This is a genomic window from Spirosoma endophyticum, assembly GCF_900112365.1.
In the GTDB taxonomy this organism is placed as follows: domain Bacteria; phylum Bacteroidota; class Bacteroidia; order Cytophagales; family Spirosomataceae; genus Spirosoma; species Spirosoma endophyticum.
Window position 1 is genome coordinate 359914 of sequence record NZ_FOLQ01000003.1, and the last position, 16836, is coordinate 376749.

Consider the following 16836-nt stretch of genomic DNA (forward strand, 5'->3'; position numbering starts at 1 on the left):
GTAAAGCATACCAAAACAGACGACCATGACCCAGCCCGTACCGACGCATAAACCCTTCGTCCCCGCCACAGAATCGCCCGCTGAGTTTACGCTCAAAGCTATTATTACCGGTGCGGTCTTCGGTGTATTATTTGGGGCGGCAACGGTCTATTTATCCCTCAAGGCCGGGCTGTCGGTATCCGCTTCCATTCCCATCGCGGTCCTGGCCATTTCGCTTGGTCGGCGATTTCTAAACACGACCATTCTCGAAAACAACATTATCCAGACAACTGGCTCGGCGGGGGAGAGCATTGCGTCGGGCGTGGTCTTCACGATGCCGGGTTTTTTATTTCTGACAAATGGTTCTGGCGCTGATTTCTTCAACTACTGGACTATTCTGACGCTGGCAATTCTAGGCGGCCTGATTGGTACGCTGATGATGATTCCACTACGTCGGTCGCTGATTGTGCAGGAACATGGTACGTTGCCGTATCCGGAAGGTACTGCCTGCGCGTCGGTGCTGATTGCGGGCGAAAAAGGTGGTGATTTTGCCAAAACGGCTTATCAGGGTCTGGGTGCGGCTTTGCTGTACGCGGTATTGCAGAAGGTATTACACGTAATTGCTGAAGTGCCGGTTTGGGCGACAAAACAATCGAATCGCTATTTCCCATCGGCACAGGTTGCGGGCGAAATTACTCCGGAGTACCTGGGCGTTGGGTATATCATCGGCTTCCGGATTTCAGCGGTATTGGTCGGTGGCGGGATTCTGGCCTGGTTGGGGCTGATTCCTTTACTGGCATCTGTCGTGCCGGGCGATACCATTGCCTTACAGCTTCAGAAACTTGGTTATCTTGATGATCTACAAAAAGTGGGCGGACCAGGCGGCTGGAACCCCGCTACGCATACGTTTGCTGATACAGCTGCAGCTATCTATCGAGCTTATATCCGGCAAATTGGCGCGGGAGCGGTAACGGCAGGTGGTTTTATGACGCTGATAAAAACCATTCCAACGATAGTTTCATCGTTTAAACAAAGCTTTACCAAATCATCTGTCAGCGCGATGGAAACCGAAGAAGCGTTGAGCGAAAGCAATCGTACACCCCGTACTGAACAGGATCTGAGTGTACGTATCGTTATTATTGGCAGTATTGTCCTAACGGCCCTGATGGTGGTACTTCCGCAAATTCCCGGCGACTCAATTCTAACCAAGTTGCTGATTGCCATACTCGTCATTGTCTTTGGTTTCTTTTTCGTTACCGTCGCCAGTCGTATTGTAGGCCTGATAGGATCGAGTTCGTCGCCGGTGTCGGGCATGACCATTGCTACGATCATGGGAACATCGCTTGTTTTTATTGGCTTCGGCCTGACAGGAAAAGTGTATGAACCAGCGGTTCTGGTAGTGGGCAGCATGATTTGCGTGGCGGCTGCTAATGCGGGCGGTACGTCGCAGGATCTTAAAACGGGTTATCTGGTTGGCGCTACGCCCAAATATCAGCAGATGGCGCTGTTTATTGGTGTTATTGTATCCTCGTTGGTCGTTGGAGCAACCGTGAAAATCCTGGACACACCCACCCCTGATTTACTGGCGCAGGGAATAACCCATGCCATTGGCTCCGATAAATTTCCGGCTCCGCAGGGAACACTCATGGCTACGCTTATTAAAGGTTTATTGTCGTTCAATCTCGATTGGCAATTTGTGTTGGTGGGCGCTTTTATTGCCTTTGTCTTTGAGCTGGTTGGTGTTAGTGCGCTGGCATTTGCCGTAGGACTTTATCTACCTCTTTCCACTACGTTGCCCATTTTCGCGGGCGGCCTTGTCAAGTATATTGTTGACTGGAACGCCAAGCGCAAGGGAACCGTCGAAGAAGATGCGGATTTAGGAAAAGGTAACCTTTTTGCAACGGGGTTGGTAGCGGGTGGTGCGCTAGCGGGCGTCGCCGTGGCCTTGCTTTCCGTAAATGATTCGATTTATAATGGGCTGGCGTCACTGACGCTGGAGCCCGCACTGGCCGGTTCGCTGGGCGAAGGGGGGTATATGCTACTGGGTGCCTTGGCTTTTGCGGGGCTGGCGGGTTTGTTGTGGAGAATAGCGGAGGGAAGACAGAATTCGTAACAGGCTTGCCTACCGCGCTTGCCCTGCTTTCTTCAATAACTCCACAACTTTTTCTACCGGCAGTTGCTCCACGGTGTGGTTCTGATCGCCCATAAGTGTTTGGGCGGCAAAGAGCGAATTGACAATCGCTTCTTCGGTGGCTTCGATGGCGGCCATGAACAGCGGTGATACGTTGTCGTTACGCAATACCTTCATCTCGTCAACCGTATTTTTAGTTGTGTGAGGTATGGTATACGCCGTTGATACCGCAATGACATAATCTCCGCTACCGTTGGACGCGATGCCACCCGTGCGGGCCAGACCCATAAACGCCCGTTTGGCTAAGCGTTTTAAGTTGCGGGCATCCAGCGGAGCATCCGTCAGTACGACCATCATGCAGGAGCCGTCCAGATTTTCTTTGAACTCAAACTTCCCTAAAGCGACCCCAATCGGTACCCCGGCGATTTTTAACTCACCACCAAAGTTCGTTTGCACCAACGCGCCAACCGTGTAGCCACCCAGCGATGCGGGTAATTTCCGGGACGACGTACCAATGCCACCTTTGAAACCAAAGCAAATCGTTCCTGTTCCTGCCCCAACATTTCCTTCCTCGACCGCTCCCGTTTTGGCTTGCCGAATGGCATCCAGTACGTGCTGTCTCGTTATGTGGCGACCGCGGATGTCGTTGAGATAACCATCGTTCGTTTCGCCCACCACCGAATTGACTGAGCGAACATTTTCATTGTCTTTCATGGTCAGGGTGTAGTCGATCAGGGCGTCTGAAGCGGTGGGAACGCTCAACGTATTTGTCAGGATAATGGGGGTTTCGAGCGTGCCGAGTTCTTCCACCTGACTATAGCCCGCCAGTTTGCCAAAGCCATTTCCGATATAAATGGCTGCCGGACTTTTCTGCTGGAACTGGTTTCCATTGTGCGGCAAAATCGCCGTGACACCCGTACGAATGTTCTGGCCTTGTTTCAATGTCACCTGCCCTACCCGAACGCCTGCTACGTCGGTGATGGCATTAAGCGGGCCCGTAGGCAGCACCCCGAACTGAATGCCGTAGTCGCGGGGACGTTTGGGTGTCTGGGCCATCGTGGGCTGGATAAGGAAAAATAAACAGGCGATAAGAAAATGATGGCGGTAAAGAATTGACATACCGTTGGGCGATTAAGGTGGCTAATTTACAGCAGGCCGTATCAATTGTAGAAATAAATACGGCCTGTATGCACATTGTATTGATTGGTAGCCAGACGAAACAACCGATTCTCCTGCTCGTTCTTAACGTATAGGCCCGGTAAACACAATTGTTGGGCCTCAAATTCTGAAATAGATTATGCCCATTTTTTCGGCACAACAAGAATCGCATCGGTTTCGCTCGTTTCCAGGGCTTTGGCTGCTTAGTTTGATGTTATTTTCAATGCAGGTTCAGGCTCAGGACACGCTTGTTCATCTGCATGTAACGTATCCCGTGTCTCGGATGGTCGTTCAGCGGGACAACAATAACCAGGCAATTGTTCAGGTTGCCGGGAGTTATGATCAGCCTATCGACGTAGTTCAGGCACGTGCCGTTCCCCGGGTGGCTGGTCAGGGAACGACAACCGACTGGGCTCCGCTAACCATCAGCAAGGGGCAGTTTTCGGGGACGCTCACCGTAAAAGGCGGCTGGTACCAGCTTGAGGTACGGTCATTAAAAGGTAATCAGCAGATCGGTTCAGATACCCTGGATCGGTTTGGTGTTGGTGAAGTATTCGCGATCGTCGGTCATTCGGATGCGCAGGGATCGGATTGTATTATAAATGGTGTCAATCGGTGTCCAACGCTGGAAGGGGCGACTGATGACCGGGTAACAGTCGTTGGGCTGGATCAATCCAGCCCAGAATTTAAAAAATACCTTGAAACCGCCGATTCCCGTTACTTGCCTGGGTTGGTTTTCAGTCAACTGACAACCTTCGGCGGCATTGCTCCTTTTGCTAAAATAGCCTGGTTCTGGGGTCACATGGGTGACGCACTTGTGCAACGGATCAACGTACCAGTTCTGCTCTACAATGCTGGATTTGGCGGCTCTAATATGGAGCAGACCTATAAGTCAGCGTATGATATTCCCTTTAAACACGACTTTGTGGTCTATAGTCTGCGGATGCCTTACGTCAACATTCGTAACCTGATGAATCTCTACGTACCAGCAACGGGGCTTCGGGCTATCCTGCTCAATCATGGTGCCAATGATCAGGCGAGTGGTACCGACGACATTGTGACGTGGCATTACGGGGTTATCGACAAAGTACGACAGGAATTCAATATGCCTGATTTGGGCTGGATTGTAGCACTGGCGTCATTTTTCAACGCACCGCATGAAAATGTGCGAAAGGCTCAATTTCAGGTTATCAACCGGGCCAATTATCAGACCTATCAGGGTCCGGATCTAGACAACATCAATTCGCGGGAGGATATGCCCGATGGCGGTCATTACTCACCGGCTGGTCAACTAAAGGTTGGCGAAGCCTGGGCCAATGCCATTACGGATACGTATCTGCAAACGATTCAGCCCTATCCGGCGCAAACCCAGCCGTTGAATACGATCACATGCGCGGGGAATCAACAACTCACGTTGACCGCTCCCGCTGGTTACGAGTATGACTGGAGTACGGGTAATAGCGATCGTTCATTGACTGTGGGCGCTGGCGAGTACTCAGCCCGGATACGAGCATCACAGCAGACTGTCTATTTCCCCCCGGCGGTCGTTGTACCAACAAATGCCAATCCGACTGTTTATGCGTGTAAAACAGACAGCACGGGTGTTCGCTAAGTCATCATAGGTAGTAACAGGTCAATTTTATCACATCATTTGTCAGCCACTATTTATAAACTAATTGTATTTTGCGAATCTATAATTAAGTTTATCTAATTATAGGCTCTATAGAAACCAGTTGTTTTAATCACCAGTGGCCAGTCTACCATCTTCCTGGATCAATTCCAACGATCAGCAACTTTGGCGCGGCCTGCGCGAAGGGAATGAACTGGCATTTACGGCTATTTTTGACCGATACCATCGGACACTCTACAATTATGGGAGCAAACTTGCTGCCGATTCGGCACTTATCGAAGATGCTGTTCAGGAGGTATTTATCGATGTCTGGCGCATGCGGGCTTCCTTATCCGAAGACATTCTATCCATAAAATTTTATTTATACCGTTCACTACGTCGCCGGATTCAACGGATTCAGGGAAAATACCAATCCAGCGAAAATATAGACGAGATTGCCGACGAAGAGGCTACGCCGATGTCAATCACCGAAGAAACGGTGCAGATTGAACAGGAGTCCAAAGCGATGCTCACCCGACGTATTCAGGAACTATTAGCCCATTTGCCCAAACGGCAGGCAGAAGCGCTCACGCTTTATTACTACGACGACTTTAGCATTAGCCAAATCGCCCAGATTATGGACGTCAACGAGAAGTCGGTTCGCAATTTCATTCACCGGGCACTCACGTCATTACGTCAAAGCCGCAACTGGCTTATCGGCTCACTACTGATTTCCTGGCTATTGTTGAGCATGTGATATTTTTTAGAAATATTTCTCTCTAAAAAAGAGGTCAACCGATCATTTTCTGCTTCTTTCTTAATGAAGGGGGAATAGTTCTATAACTTCTTGTGTAGATACCCTTTACTCAAGCTATGAAACAAGCCTCCTTTTCACTGGTAGATTTTCTGGAAGACCCGGATTTTGTCGCCTGGGTAAAACATCCGGACGAAAATCAGAACGCCTATTGGCAGCAATTCCTGGTGGCTTATCCGGATAAAAAAGCAGTCGTTGAGACAGCTCGTCATTACGTGCTGGTATTGGTGGAGCAAACGGGCCAAAATCTGCCATCGGCGGCTCAAAGTCAATCGATGCGCGAGACGATTCAGAAACAGGTACGAGAAGAAAAACGTAGCACACCTTTCATTCGGGCGACCAGAACCAGCTGGAACTGGATGCAGATGGCCGCTACGGTTGCACTTGTGCTGGGTTTGGCCGTAACGGCCTATTGGTATAGCCAGAGAAACGCGAATCAATCCGAAAGTTATCAGCAATTTGTGCAGGCTACTCCGAAGGGTAGTTCCCTACACGAAACACGTAACGATACCGACAAGCCAATGACGATCTTGCTGAGCGATGGCAGCTCGGTCGTGCTTCAGGCGGGCAGTCGTCTGAGTTATCCCGATACATTCCAGCGACGTGAGGTATATCTTGTCGGGAAAGCTTTTTTTGAAGTCGTTAAAGATCCGACCCGCCCGTTTTTGGTATACACACGCGGTGTTGCTACTAAAGTGCTGGGAACCAGCTTTATGGTTGATGCGCCAGAATCAGATCAACCCATAAAAGTGGCCGTAAAAACGGGTAAAGTTGCTGTTTATGCCTTGGAAGAGTCGCCGACTGTTCGTGAAAAAGCCATCGATCCCGCGCTGGATGGTATGGTGCTAACGCCCAATCAGAGTGCTGAATACATGGCCGAAAGCCATCGTTTGGTCCGCACGCCCGATACAGTTTCAGCGTTTACGCAACCCGATATACAAGTTGTTGCTAAACAGTCTTTTGACTTTGATGAAACTCCCATATCAGACGTATTTAAAACGCTTGAGCTTGCCTACGGGGTTCACATCAGCTATGATGAGTCATTGCTGGGAGAATGCCCACTATCGGCGTCGCTCGTAGGGCAACCACTCGATGAAAAACTATCGGTGATCTGTAAAGCGCTGGAAGCCCAATACACGGTTCAGGGCAATCAGGTGGTTATTACGGGTGGCCAACGTTGCCAATAATTCGTATAGTATTCCTAAATCCTAACTCTTTTTACACGTACATGAACATCTCTCCCAATTAAAAAAGGTCAGCCATGTTCCCGCATAGCTGACCCCAATAACTCCCCCTTACTTACTGACCTGACAAGCCGAAGTCATTCACTGACAATGAATGGATTAGGGGGGATTTTGTCGAATTTTTCGTTCACCCAACAAATCCGTACAAATGTATGAAAAAACTGCAACTGGCAGATGACCGTCTCCTAGCACTCATGCGTATCACTTTTATCCAATGGTTTCTGGTCTGTGCGTTAGCCGGAATTTCGTGGGCACGTGATGGGAAGGCCCAGCAACTCCTCGATCAGAAGATTACGATTCTGGTTGAGGGGCAGAATGTTAAAAAAGTGCTGCATCAGATTGAAAAACAGGCTGATGTGCGATTTGTATTCAGTTCTCAACTTATTCAATCGGATCGTAAAATATCGGTACGTAGCCAGGCCGAACCGCTTGTTGATCTCTTGAATCGTGTCCTGAAACCGCTTCAGCTAACGTATGAAGTAAGTGGAAATAACATCGTTATCCGCCCCGATCGCCCAGCTAAACCCATTCCGGCCGATATTGACCAAACTGCGATGCCCGCAACAACAGAATCCGTTCTTAGGTCAGTTGCCGGAACCGTAACCGACCCGAAAGGCGAAACGCTGCCGGGCGTTAACGTACTGGTGAAGGGCACACAGCGAGGCACGACAACCGATGCACAGGGGCAGTTTAAAATAGACATGGCCGATACTGAAGCGACCCTGGTTTTCAGCTTTGTCGGTTATCTGAAGCAGGAAGTCCTCGTTGGCAATCAAACGACTCTTGCGGTCGTGTTGGCTACTGATGACAAATCGTTGGCAGAAGTCGTTGTCGTGGGGTATGGAACGCAGAAACGGTCGGATGTTACGTCGGCCATTGCGTCGGTGCCGATGGGCGAAATTCGGGATATGCCCGTTTCGAACGTAGCAAACGCCTTGCAGGGGAAAATTCCGGGGGTTATCATTCAGCAAAGCAGCGGTGCACCGGGTAGTACACCCGCTATTAAAGTCAGGGGATTTGGCTCCATCAGCGCCGGTACGTCGCCATTGATTGTGGTTGATGGGAATATTGTAGGGTCCGGTGTATTTGGTCTGCTGAACAGCATTGATATTGAAAGCATCGACGTATTGAAAGATGCGTCGTCTACCGCAATTTATGGGTCGAAAGGATCGAATGGCGTGTTGCTGGTGACCACTAAACGCGGTAAACCCGGACGTACCAATGTTAATTTCGATGTGTATACGGGTTTTCAGGAAGTCAGCAAGAAAATTGATTTGCTGAATTCACAGCAATACGCGGATTTTGCCAAAGAGGGTTCTAATAATGCGTATCTGGACAACGTACCGGGTGCAAAAATAACCGATCCAAACAACGTTCGACCAGCGAGTTATCTGCGCTACCGGTATCCCCGGGGTGATCTGTTTGAGTGGTTTAACTACGACGACCCCGCTAAAGTAGCGGCCTTGCCGTATACCGACTTTCAGGATCAGATTTTCCGAAAAGCCAAGATGAGCAGCTATCAACTGTCGATTTCTGGCGGTACTGAAAAGGTACGGTACCTGGTGAGTGGGAGTTACCTGAAACAGGATGGAATTATCCTGAAATCATCGCTGGACCGCTATATTTTTCGGGCCAATGTCGAAGTAAACCTGCTACCAAAACTCAAGATTGGCCTGAATCTGAACCCATCATTCAAGACAACCCAGGAAGTAACGGCCGAAAATCAGTGGTTCAATCAGGGCATCATTACGGCCGCTCTGGCCGCTATTCCGATGGCCCCGACCTATGCCGCCGATGGATCGTATTCGTCGCAGCTGGCGCTGGCGGCACCCTACAACCTGCCGGGCGTGACCAATCCGTTGGCAAATATCATGGAGTACAACAGCCCCTACACATCGGCTAATTTGCTGGGAAACATGTATGCTGATTATGGTTTCTTGACCAATTTCAATTACCGGGCATCGGCCAATATCAATTTTGGCGACAACCGGCGTAATACGTATCGTAGCTCCAGAATGCCGTTGAGTAACCTGTTGCCGCCAACTACGGCGATGGGAACGACCTATTCTGATCAGAGTATAAACTTGCTGTTCAACCAGGTACTCAGTTACACCAAGAGCATTAATTCTGTACACAACTTCGAAGCGCTGGTCGGGATGGAAGCGACGTCGACTAAGTTTCAGTCGAGCAGTTCCTCGGCGAGTTCGTACGCTAATGATGTCGTCGAAACGCTGAATGCCAGCGCTTCGGGCTCGACAACAACGGCATGGTCATTCAAAGCGGCCAATGCCTCGGTTTCCTATTTTGCCCGCGCCAACTACAATTACAAGGGCAAGTATTTGGCTAACATTTCGGTTCGTCGGGATGGCTCGTCCATCTTCGGACCGGAGAATCGCTGGGGTACGTTTCCAGCGGGTTCGCTGGGCTGGCGAATTAGTGAAGAGCCGTTTATGAAAAATATACGCGCTATTTCAGAAACTAAACTACGAGCTAGTTACGGCCTTTCAGGGAATAATGCCTTCGCCGATAATTACCCCTACGTAGCGCTGTTACGGCCTGATAATTACAGTTTTAACAATAATCTGGTCAACGGTCTAGCCCCGTCTACGTTAGGAAACGCTAAACTGGGCTGGGAAAAAAACCAGCAATTTGATGCTGGTATCGATGTAGGTCTTTTTAATAACCGCATTTACCTGATCGTCGATTACTATCATCGCATCACGAAAGACCTGTTGTTATCGGTGAATGTGCCGTCGCTCACGGGTTTCACGACGGCCTACAAAAATATCGGTAAGATGGAGAATCAGGGGTGGGAGTTCGCCATCAATACCCGCAATTTCACCAAGGGATTTATCTGGAACACGACGGTCAATTTGTCCTTCAACCGAAACAAGGTGCTGGCGCTTGGCCCCAACGGTGACCCAATCCGAACGGCAAGTGGTAGCATCAGCGACCTGAATATTACGCAGATCGGCTCACCCATTGGCAGTTTTTACGGCTACAAGCAACTCGGAATTTTCCAGAACCAGGCTGATCTGGACGCAAATCCGCATGATGCTACGTCCCGGCCCGGCGATGTGAAATATGCCGATATCGACGGTGATGGCAAAATCACCGCAAATGACCGGACGATTCTAGGCAACAACCAGCCCGATTTTATTTACGGCTTAACGAATTCGTTCAGCTACAAAGGCTTTGATCTGAACATCACGATTCAGGGGACGCAGGGTGGTAAAATCCTCAATCTGGGACGCCGGTATTATGACAATATGGAAGGCAACCAGAACCAAATGACGACGGCCTTGCGTCGCTGGCGTTCGGAAAGCGAGCCGGGCGATGGGATAACACCCCGCGCCAACGAACGTAGCACGGGCAACAACAACGCCATCTCGTCGCGCTGGGTTGAAGATGCCAGCTATTTGCGGATTCAGAACGTCAGCTTAGGCTATCGGCTACCAACCGCCCTGATCAATAAAGCCAAACTTCAGCAGGTACGGATCTATGTGTCGGCACAAAATCTGCACACGTTCACAAAATACCTTAATTACAGTCCCGAAGTAAGCAACTACGAAAGTCCGCTATCGGCCGGAATTGACTACGGGGCGTATCCGTTGGCCCGAACCGTAACCTTTGGCATTAGTGCAGGATTTTAAACTCGTAACGACCTTTCAATCATGAAGTTATATAAAATTCTTACTTTCCTTCTGACTGGTCTGTTCATCAGTTCATGTAGTCAGCAATACCTGGATTTAAATCCCATATCGAACGCTACGACGGACAATTTTTACAAAACGGGCGACGATATTCGAAACGCCGTAAGTGGTAGTTATGCCGCGCTACAAGCCGATGGTATTATTGGGAACAGCTACGTTTTTGGCGAAATAGCGTCAGATAATACGTTGCCCGTTGCGTCTGGCTCTATCACCGATCAGGATGAATTTGATCGCTTTTATATCAAAACCACGAATCCGTACATCAACGGTCGGTGGAATGATTCGTATTCAGCCATTGCTCGATTCAATACGATTCTGGATAAAGTTGGCGGCATCACGATGGACGAAAGCCTCAAGAGCCGCTACGTTGGGGAAGTGAAATTTCTGCGCGGGCTGGTTTATTTCTACCTGGTTCAAACGTTCGGGGATGTGCCGCTGGTCACCAAAGCCATCAACGATCCCGACGAAGGATATGCCTACACACGCAATCCGAAAGCAGAGGTATACGCGCAAATTGAGAAAGATCTTTCAGAAGCCGATGGCGTGTTGCCCACTACGTATACGGGAGCCGATATTGGCCGGGCAACGAAAGGTGCTGCTAAAGCACTGTTAGGCAAAGTGTTGCTTACGGAAAAGAAGTATCCGCAGGCGGTTGCCAAACTTAAGGAGGTCATTGACCTGAACGTTTACACGATTCTGCCCAGCTATGTCGACGTGTTTAGAGTGGCGAATAAAAACCACAAAGAGTCGGTGTTTGATGTGCAGTACAAATCGGGTGGAGCGGGCGAGGGCAACCCCTGGCCTAACCTGTTTGCCCCGCAGAATTCGGGAAACGCGGTCATTAACTTCAGTGGAAACGGCAACAACCAACCCACCGACGATCTGGTGAAATCGTTCGAAGCGGGCGACGTTCGTAAAGATTTATCGCTCGCTACGTCCTATGTCAATGCCAGTGGGCAAACGGTACAGGCCAGCTACGTGAAGAAGTATTTCGACACGCCAGTCGTCAATAACGACAATGGCAACAACATCCCGGTTATTCGGTACGCCGACGTTTTGCTGATGTATGCCGAAAGCTTAAACGAAGTAGGTTATCAGGCAACGGGTCCGGCACTTACGTACCTGAATCAGATTCGGACTCGGGCCGGTTTGAAAGCTAAAACCACGGCCGATATTCCAGATCAGCAATCATTCCGGTTAGCGATGGAACAGGAACGGCGGGTTGAGTTTGCCTTCGAAGGACAACGCTGGTTCGATTTAGTACGTACCGGTCGGGCGATTGCTGTCATGAACAGTAAGAAAGATCAGATTCGCCTGGTCAATCTTCTGACCGACAATAATTTAGTATTTCCCATTCCACAAAGCCAGATTGACATAAATAAAGATAAAATCAAGCAGAATCCGGGGTATTAAATGGACGTAGTAGGCTTTTGTTAGAACTACCCCCAACCCCCTGAAGGGGGCTTCCCTCATACTCGGCTAAAGTCCCCTTCAGGGGGTTGGGGGTAGTTCTAGACTAGTAGTAAGTTTTTTTGCAGACAGGTTCTAATCAAAACACGAATGAACAGACGGGAAGCAGTAACGCGGGTTGCCTGGATGCTGGGCGGAGTTTTTTCAGCCCCAACGCTACAGGCCATGAACAGATGGGAGCAAATCGCTATGTCTGGAACGCCACGCAGTCAGATAGGGGCGTTTTTGAACGAGACGCAGCACGCGATTATGGCCCGAGTTGCCGACTTAATCATACCTCATACCGATACCGTTGGAGCGCTCGATGTCGGCGTGCCCGACTTTATTGAGATCATGCTTCGAGACTGCTACAAAAAGCCCGCGCAGGATTTATTCCTGGCCGGTCTTGGTGATCTTGACCAGAAAGGTTTCCTGACATTGTCGCCTGATCAACAGATTGCTACGTTAACGAAGATTGAGGCCGAAGCGCAGAAAAGTACGAATCCATCGTTCTGGCAATTGATTAAAGAGCAGACGTTGCTGGGCTATTTTACGTCGGAAGGGGGCATTAAAGCATCGTTTGATTATCAGCCCATTCCCGGAAAATTTGAGGCTATCAAGATCAAGCCTGGCCAAAAAGATTTCATGTACGGCAATCAGGCCTAAGCCAGTCATCAACCGTACCAAAAGCCAAGACTATGAATCTGAACATACAAGCAGAAAAAGACCAGACATACGACGCCATTGTCGTTGGATCAGGCATGACCGGTGGCTGGGCCGCGAAGGAACTAGCCGAAAAAGGGTTGAAGGTGCTGGTGCTCGAACGGGGCTACGAACTCAAGCACGTCGAAGATTATAAAACAGCCTTCAAAGATCCCTGGGAGTTCGAACACCGGGGCAAAATCTCCAACGTAGCGGCTGAGGAACATTACGCTACGATGTATTTCTCGGCCAAAGAAGGCTCGCAATACCTGTACACGAACGACAAAGAAAACCCGTACATCCAGAAACGTCCCTTCAACTGGATTCGGGCGTATCATACCGGCGGTAAGTCGCTGTTGTGGGGCAAGCATACGTATCGCTGGAACCAGGAGGATTTTCTGGCGAATGCCAAGCAGGGGCTTGGGGTCGAGTGGCCGATTGGATACAATGAGTTGGTGCCCTGGTATAACTACGTCGAAAAATTCGTCGGTATCAGCGGTCAGGCCGAGGGTTTGGCCGTGCTGCCGGACAGTAACTTTCTGCCGCCAATGGCCATGACCGCTCCCGAAATTCATTTGAAAAAATCGGTGGCGCAAAAACTGAATCGTCCCATCACCATTGGCCGGGTAGCACACCTGACCAAGCCGGGTCCACAACATACGGCGGTGGGTCGGGCAACCTGCCAGTTCCGAAACCGTTGTTCGCGGGGTTGCCCGTTTGGTGCGTATTTCAGTTCACTGGCCGCTACGTTGCCAGCCGCTCGCCAAACCAACCGGGTGACGATGGTACACAATGCCATTGTGAAGGAAATCATCCTGGATGATAAAGCACAGAAAGCCAAAGGCGTACGGGTGATCGATCAGAATACCATGGAAGTGCGGGAATTCTACGCCAAAGTGATCTTCCTCAATGCAGGCACCATTGGCTCTACGTCCATCCTGATGAACTCGAAATCGGCACGTTTCCCAAATGGACTGGGCAACGACAGCGATCAACTAGGGCGCAACCTGATGGATCACCACTTGGCGATTGGGGCAAGGGCCGACATCGAAGGGTTTGAAAACGACTATTTTTTCGGAGCGCGTCCGGGTAGCTTGTACATCCCCCGCTTCCGTAACTGGGGCAACGACAAACGCAGCTACCTCCGGGGATTTGGTTATCAGGGTGGTGCCAGCCGCGCTGATTATTCGCGAGGGGCTACCGAACCGGGTTTCGGCGCTGATTTTAAGAAAAAAATGACGCAGCCGGGACCGTGGAAAATCAATCTCAGCGGTTTTGGTGAAGTCCTGCCGAATCCAAACAACCGCTTCACGCTCAGCGAAGATCAGAAAGATAAGTGGGGCTTGCCGCAGATCGTTTTCGATGCTGACTTTGGTGAAAATGAACTAGCCATGCGAAAAGACATTATGAACGATGGCGCCGAAATGCTGGAAGCCGCCGGTTTCAAGAACGTAGTGGCCTACGATAATCCCGTCGCGCACATGGGTTTGGGCATCCACGAAATGGGCACGGCACGTATGGGAAAAGACCCCAAAACGTCAATTCTGAACAAGTTCAATCAGGTGCATACCTGCAAAAACGTGTTCGTAACGGATGGATCAGCGATGGCTTCGTCCTCGAACGTAAACCCGTCGCTCACGTATATGGCACTAACCGCCCGTGCCGCTAACCACGCTGTCGAGCAATTAAAAGCGCGAAATCTGTGAGTTAGCTGCTGAGTGCAGTAAGAGACTACGCCGAACTGCCGAATTAATTATGAGAATGCATTACGTTGTTTTCTGGCTGTGTATACTGATTTCGTTTCCTCAATATGTGTCCGCACAAACCAGGGAAACGAAATCAGCCATTGGCATTGCCTTCGATACGACGAGTAAGCCAATACGTTTTGGAATAACCCATTTGGAAAAAGCACTCCAAAAAGCTGGTCAGTCAGTCAAGGTAATTCCGCTTTCGGTGAACGCGGCAACCGCCAATATTTCGATTCGTGTGCTAGCCGATGGAACGGGATCAACACCAGGTAAAGAAGGTTATCAGCTACGTTACCAGAACAATACTCTTCTGATAACGGCGGTCGATGCGACGGGGGCAATGTACGGCGCGATGGATGTGGCCGAGCAAATTCGGATGGGGAAAAGCTGGAAAACGCTTACGTCTAAAAAAGTAAATCCGCATTTTACCGTTCGGGCGTTGAAGGTCAATCTGCCCTGGTCGTCTTACCGGTCTGGCCCGGCCATGGAAGTTCATAAGGACGTATGCCGTGATTTGTCGTACTGGCAGCGGATGCTGGATCAGATGGCCGAGAATCGGTTTAATGTTCTGTCGCTCTGGAACATTCATCCATTCTCATTTATGGTGAAACCCACCAATTTCCCGGAAGCAAACAGCTTTTCGACGAAGGAGATGGCTGACTGGAAGCAGTTCTGGACGAGTCTGTTTCGGATGGCGAAAGAGCGGGGCATCGAGCCGTACATTGTCAACTGGAACATTGCGGTATCACCCGAATTTGCCAAGCACTACGGGGTTAAGGAACGTAACGATACCTCGGCCGTTGTGAAGCGATACACGCGTGAAGTTGTGACGCAGGTTATCAACGAATATCCTGATCTGGCGGGCATTGGCATTACACTAGCCGACTGGATGAGCAACTTCAAAGCCGAAGGCGCTACGTTGCCCGACATGACGCCCAAAGATCGCGAAGACTGGCTTGAGGAAACGATCATAGCCGGTATTAAAGCTGCCAATCGGCCAGTCAAGCTACTGCATCGCTCGGTTCTCTCGGCCGATCCGGGTGAGATGCGACGCGTCATTAACAACGCCCATCTGCCGGATACGACGCTGGTTGAGATCAAGTTTAACTGGTCGCATGGACACTCTACGCCTGTGCTCGCCCTCACGCATGATTCGCATTCGGGTAAGCGGGACGATGGCTACTGGAATCCACTTCCGGCTAATTACCGGGTTCAATGGATGATTCGGAATGAGGATTTTTTCATTCTCCGCTGGGGGCAACCTGATTTTATTCGGCGGCATATTGCGCAAAATACGGCTTCATACGTCAACGGTTATTTCGTTGGTTCTGAGGGATATATTCCGGCAAAAGATTATTCTCATGTCGATAATGCGCACCGGACCTGGACATACGCTTTCGAAAAGCAGTGGCTGTTTTATGAGCTATGGGGGCGTCTGCTCTATGATCCTACTACACCCGATGCCGTATTTGAAGCCAGTTTCGCCCATCGTTATGGATTGAAATCCGGGAAGTTGATGCTGGAAGCGACTGCGGCTGCCAGTCAAATGCCGCTTCGGCTAGCTTCTTTTTACGGGTCTACCTGGGATTATACGTTGTACTCGGAAGGCTTTCTGGCTCCCTTTTCGGCCAGTAAAGGATTTCAGGATGACGTTTCTTCCTTCATTTCGGTCAACGAATTAATCGCTCATTCACCCCTGGACCCGACTTATGTTTCTATCAAAGACTACGTCGATTTGATTCAGGCTAAGAAGACCTTGTCTGCCGGGAAAGTTAGCCCGGTAACCCTCGCCGATTGGCTGGATGCTGATAGTAAAACCATTCTTACGCACGTGCAGCAACTGCGTTCTACGACGAATGCTACGTTAATCTGCGAGCTGGCGGATCTGGAAACATGGGCTTATCTAAGCCGCTACTTTGCCGATAAACTCAGAGCTGGCGTATCCTTACAAACGTATCGACTGTCCCAAGATAGATCTCAGCAACAACAAGCGATTGCGCTGCTGAATAACTGCCTGAATCACTGGCGAAAAGTAAGTGAATTAACCGCCAGTCATTATCACGAAGTGCCTTACGTTGACGGATACGTATCGAAAGAAAATGCCTATAAAGATGCCCAATACTTCTCCTGGACGAAGTTTTTGCCACAGGTGGAGCGGGATATCAAGCTAGCGGAACAAAGTAATGTAATTGGGGAAAAATAGACAAATAAACTGTAAGGAAAAGTGAAATTGTAGAACAAAACCAAGTTGTCTGTTTAACTTGCTAACTGATTCAACGAAATGGTATC

At 49.8% G+C, this 16836-nt stretch carries 10 protein-coding genes; 9 read left to right on the plus strand and 1 reads right to left on the minus strand.

Annotation, left to right across the window (positions count from 1 at the left end; genetic code table 11):
- Positions 1 to 25: 25 nt before the first annotated feature.
- The gene (locus BM202_RS10580) at positions 26 to 2092 is read left to right on the plus strand and encodes an OPT family oligopeptide transporter (RefSeq protein WP_093825730.1); all 2067 of its coding nucleotides are present in this window, start codon (positions 26 to 28) and stop codon (positions 2090 to 2092) included.
- Between the two features lie 9 nt (positions 2093 to 2101).
- Here the strand turns inward: BM202_RS10580 and BM202_RS10585 are convergent, their stop codons facing one another.
- Complete coding sequence (locus BM202_RS10585) at positions 2102 to 3229, minus strand: DmpA family aminopeptidase (protein ID WP_177236555.1); 1128 nt, start codon at positions 3227 to 3229, stop codon at positions 2102 to 2104.
- A 178-nt stretch (positions 3230 to 3407) separates the two neighbouring features.
- On the opposite strand from BM202_RS10585, the gene BM202_RS10590 reads away from it, so the two are divergent.
- From BM202_RS10590 to BM202_RS10625, 8 genes are all read left to right on the plus strand, one after another.
- Entirely contained in the window at positions 3408 to 4880 is a 1473-nt protein-coding gene (locus BM202_RS10590; protein WP_093825731.1) for a hypothetical protein, read from the plus strand.
- A gap of 136 nt (positions 4881 to 5016) precedes the next feature.
- On the plus strand, positions 5017 to 5634 hold the full coding sequence (locus BM202_RS10595) for an RNA polymerase sigma factor (protein ID WP_245776612.1): 618 nt from the start codon (positions 5017 to 5019) through the stop codon (positions 5632 to 5634).
- Positions 5635 to 5750: 116 nt separating this feature from the next.
- Entirely contained in the window at positions 5751 to 6878 is a 1128-nt protein-coding gene (locus BM202_RS10600; RefSeq protein WP_093825734.1) for a FecR family protein, read from the plus strand.
- Between the two features lie 209 nt (positions 6879 to 7087).
- On the plus strand, positions 7088 to 10588 hold the full coding sequence (locus BM202_RS10605) for a TonB-dependent receptor (protein WP_245776613.1): 3501 nt from the start codon (positions 7088 to 7090) through the stop codon (positions 10586 to 10588).
- A gap of 21 nt (positions 10589 to 10609) precedes the next feature.
- A complete protein-coding gene (locus BM202_RS10610; RefSeq protein WP_093825736.1) occupies positions 10610 to 12061 on the plus strand; it encodes a RagB/SusD family nutrient uptake outer membrane protein in 1452 nt (483 codons plus the stop codon).
- Positions 12062 to 12208: 147 nt separating this feature from the next.
- Positions 12209 to 12763 (plus strand): gluconate 2-dehydrogenase subunit 3 family protein, encoded by a 555-nt coding sequence (locus tag BM202_RS10615; RefSeq protein ID WP_093825738.1) that lies wholly within the window; start codon positions 12209 to 12211, stop codon positions 12761 to 12763.
- A gap of 32 nt (positions 12764 to 12795) precedes the next feature.
- Positions 12796 to 14505 (plus strand): GMC oxidoreductase, encoded by a 1710-nt coding sequence (locus BM202_RS10620; protein ID WP_093825740.1) that lies wholly within the window; start codon positions 12796 to 12798, stop codon positions 14503 to 14505.
- Positions 14506 to 14560: 55 nt separating this feature from the next.
- A complete protein-coding gene (locus tag BM202_RS10625) occupies positions 14561 to 16750 on the plus strand; it encodes a beta-N-acetylhexosaminidase family protein (protein WP_093825742.1) in 2190 nt (729 codons plus the stop codon).
- Positions 16751 to 16836 lie beyond the last annotated feature (86 nt).

Excerpts from the sequence above, each read along its gene's own strand:
- BM202_RS10580 (WP_093825730.1), top strand. The coding sequence starts at position 26 with ATGACCCAGCCCGTACCGACGCATAAACCCTTCGTCCCCGCCACAGAA.
- BM202_RS10585 (WP_177236555.1), bottom strand. The coding sequence starts at position 3,229 with ATGTCAATTCTTTACCGCCATCATTTTCTTATCGCCTGTTTATTTTTC.
- BM202_RS10590 (WP_093825731.1), top strand. The coding sequence starts at position 3,408 with ATGCCCATTTTTTCGGCACAACAAGAATCGCATCGGTTTCGCTCGTTT.
- BM202_RS10600 (WP_093825734.1), top strand. The coding sequence starts at position 5,751 with ATGAAACAAGCCTCCTTTTCACTGGTAGATTTTCTGGAAGACCCGGAT.
- BM202_RS10605 (WP_245776613.1), top strand. The coding sequence starts at position 7,088 with ATGAAAAAACTGCAACTGGCAGATGACCGTCTCCTAGCACTCATGCGT.
- BM202_RS10610 (WP_093825736.1), top strand. The coding sequence starts at position 10,610 with ATGAAGTTATATAAAATTCTTACTTTCCTTCTGACTGGTCTGTTCATC.
- BM202_RS10615 (WP_093825738.1), top strand. The coding sequence starts at position 12,209 with ATGAACAGACGGGAAGCAGTAACGCGGGTTGCCTGGATGCTGGGCGGA.
- BM202_RS10620 (WP_093825740.1), top strand. The coding sequence starts at position 12,796 with ATGAATCTGAACATACAAGCAGAAAAAGACCAGACATACGACGCCATT.
- BM202_RS10625 (WP_093825742.1), top strand. The coding sequence starts at position 14,561 with ATGCATTACGTTGTTTTCTGGCTGTGTATACTGATTTCGTTTCCTCAA.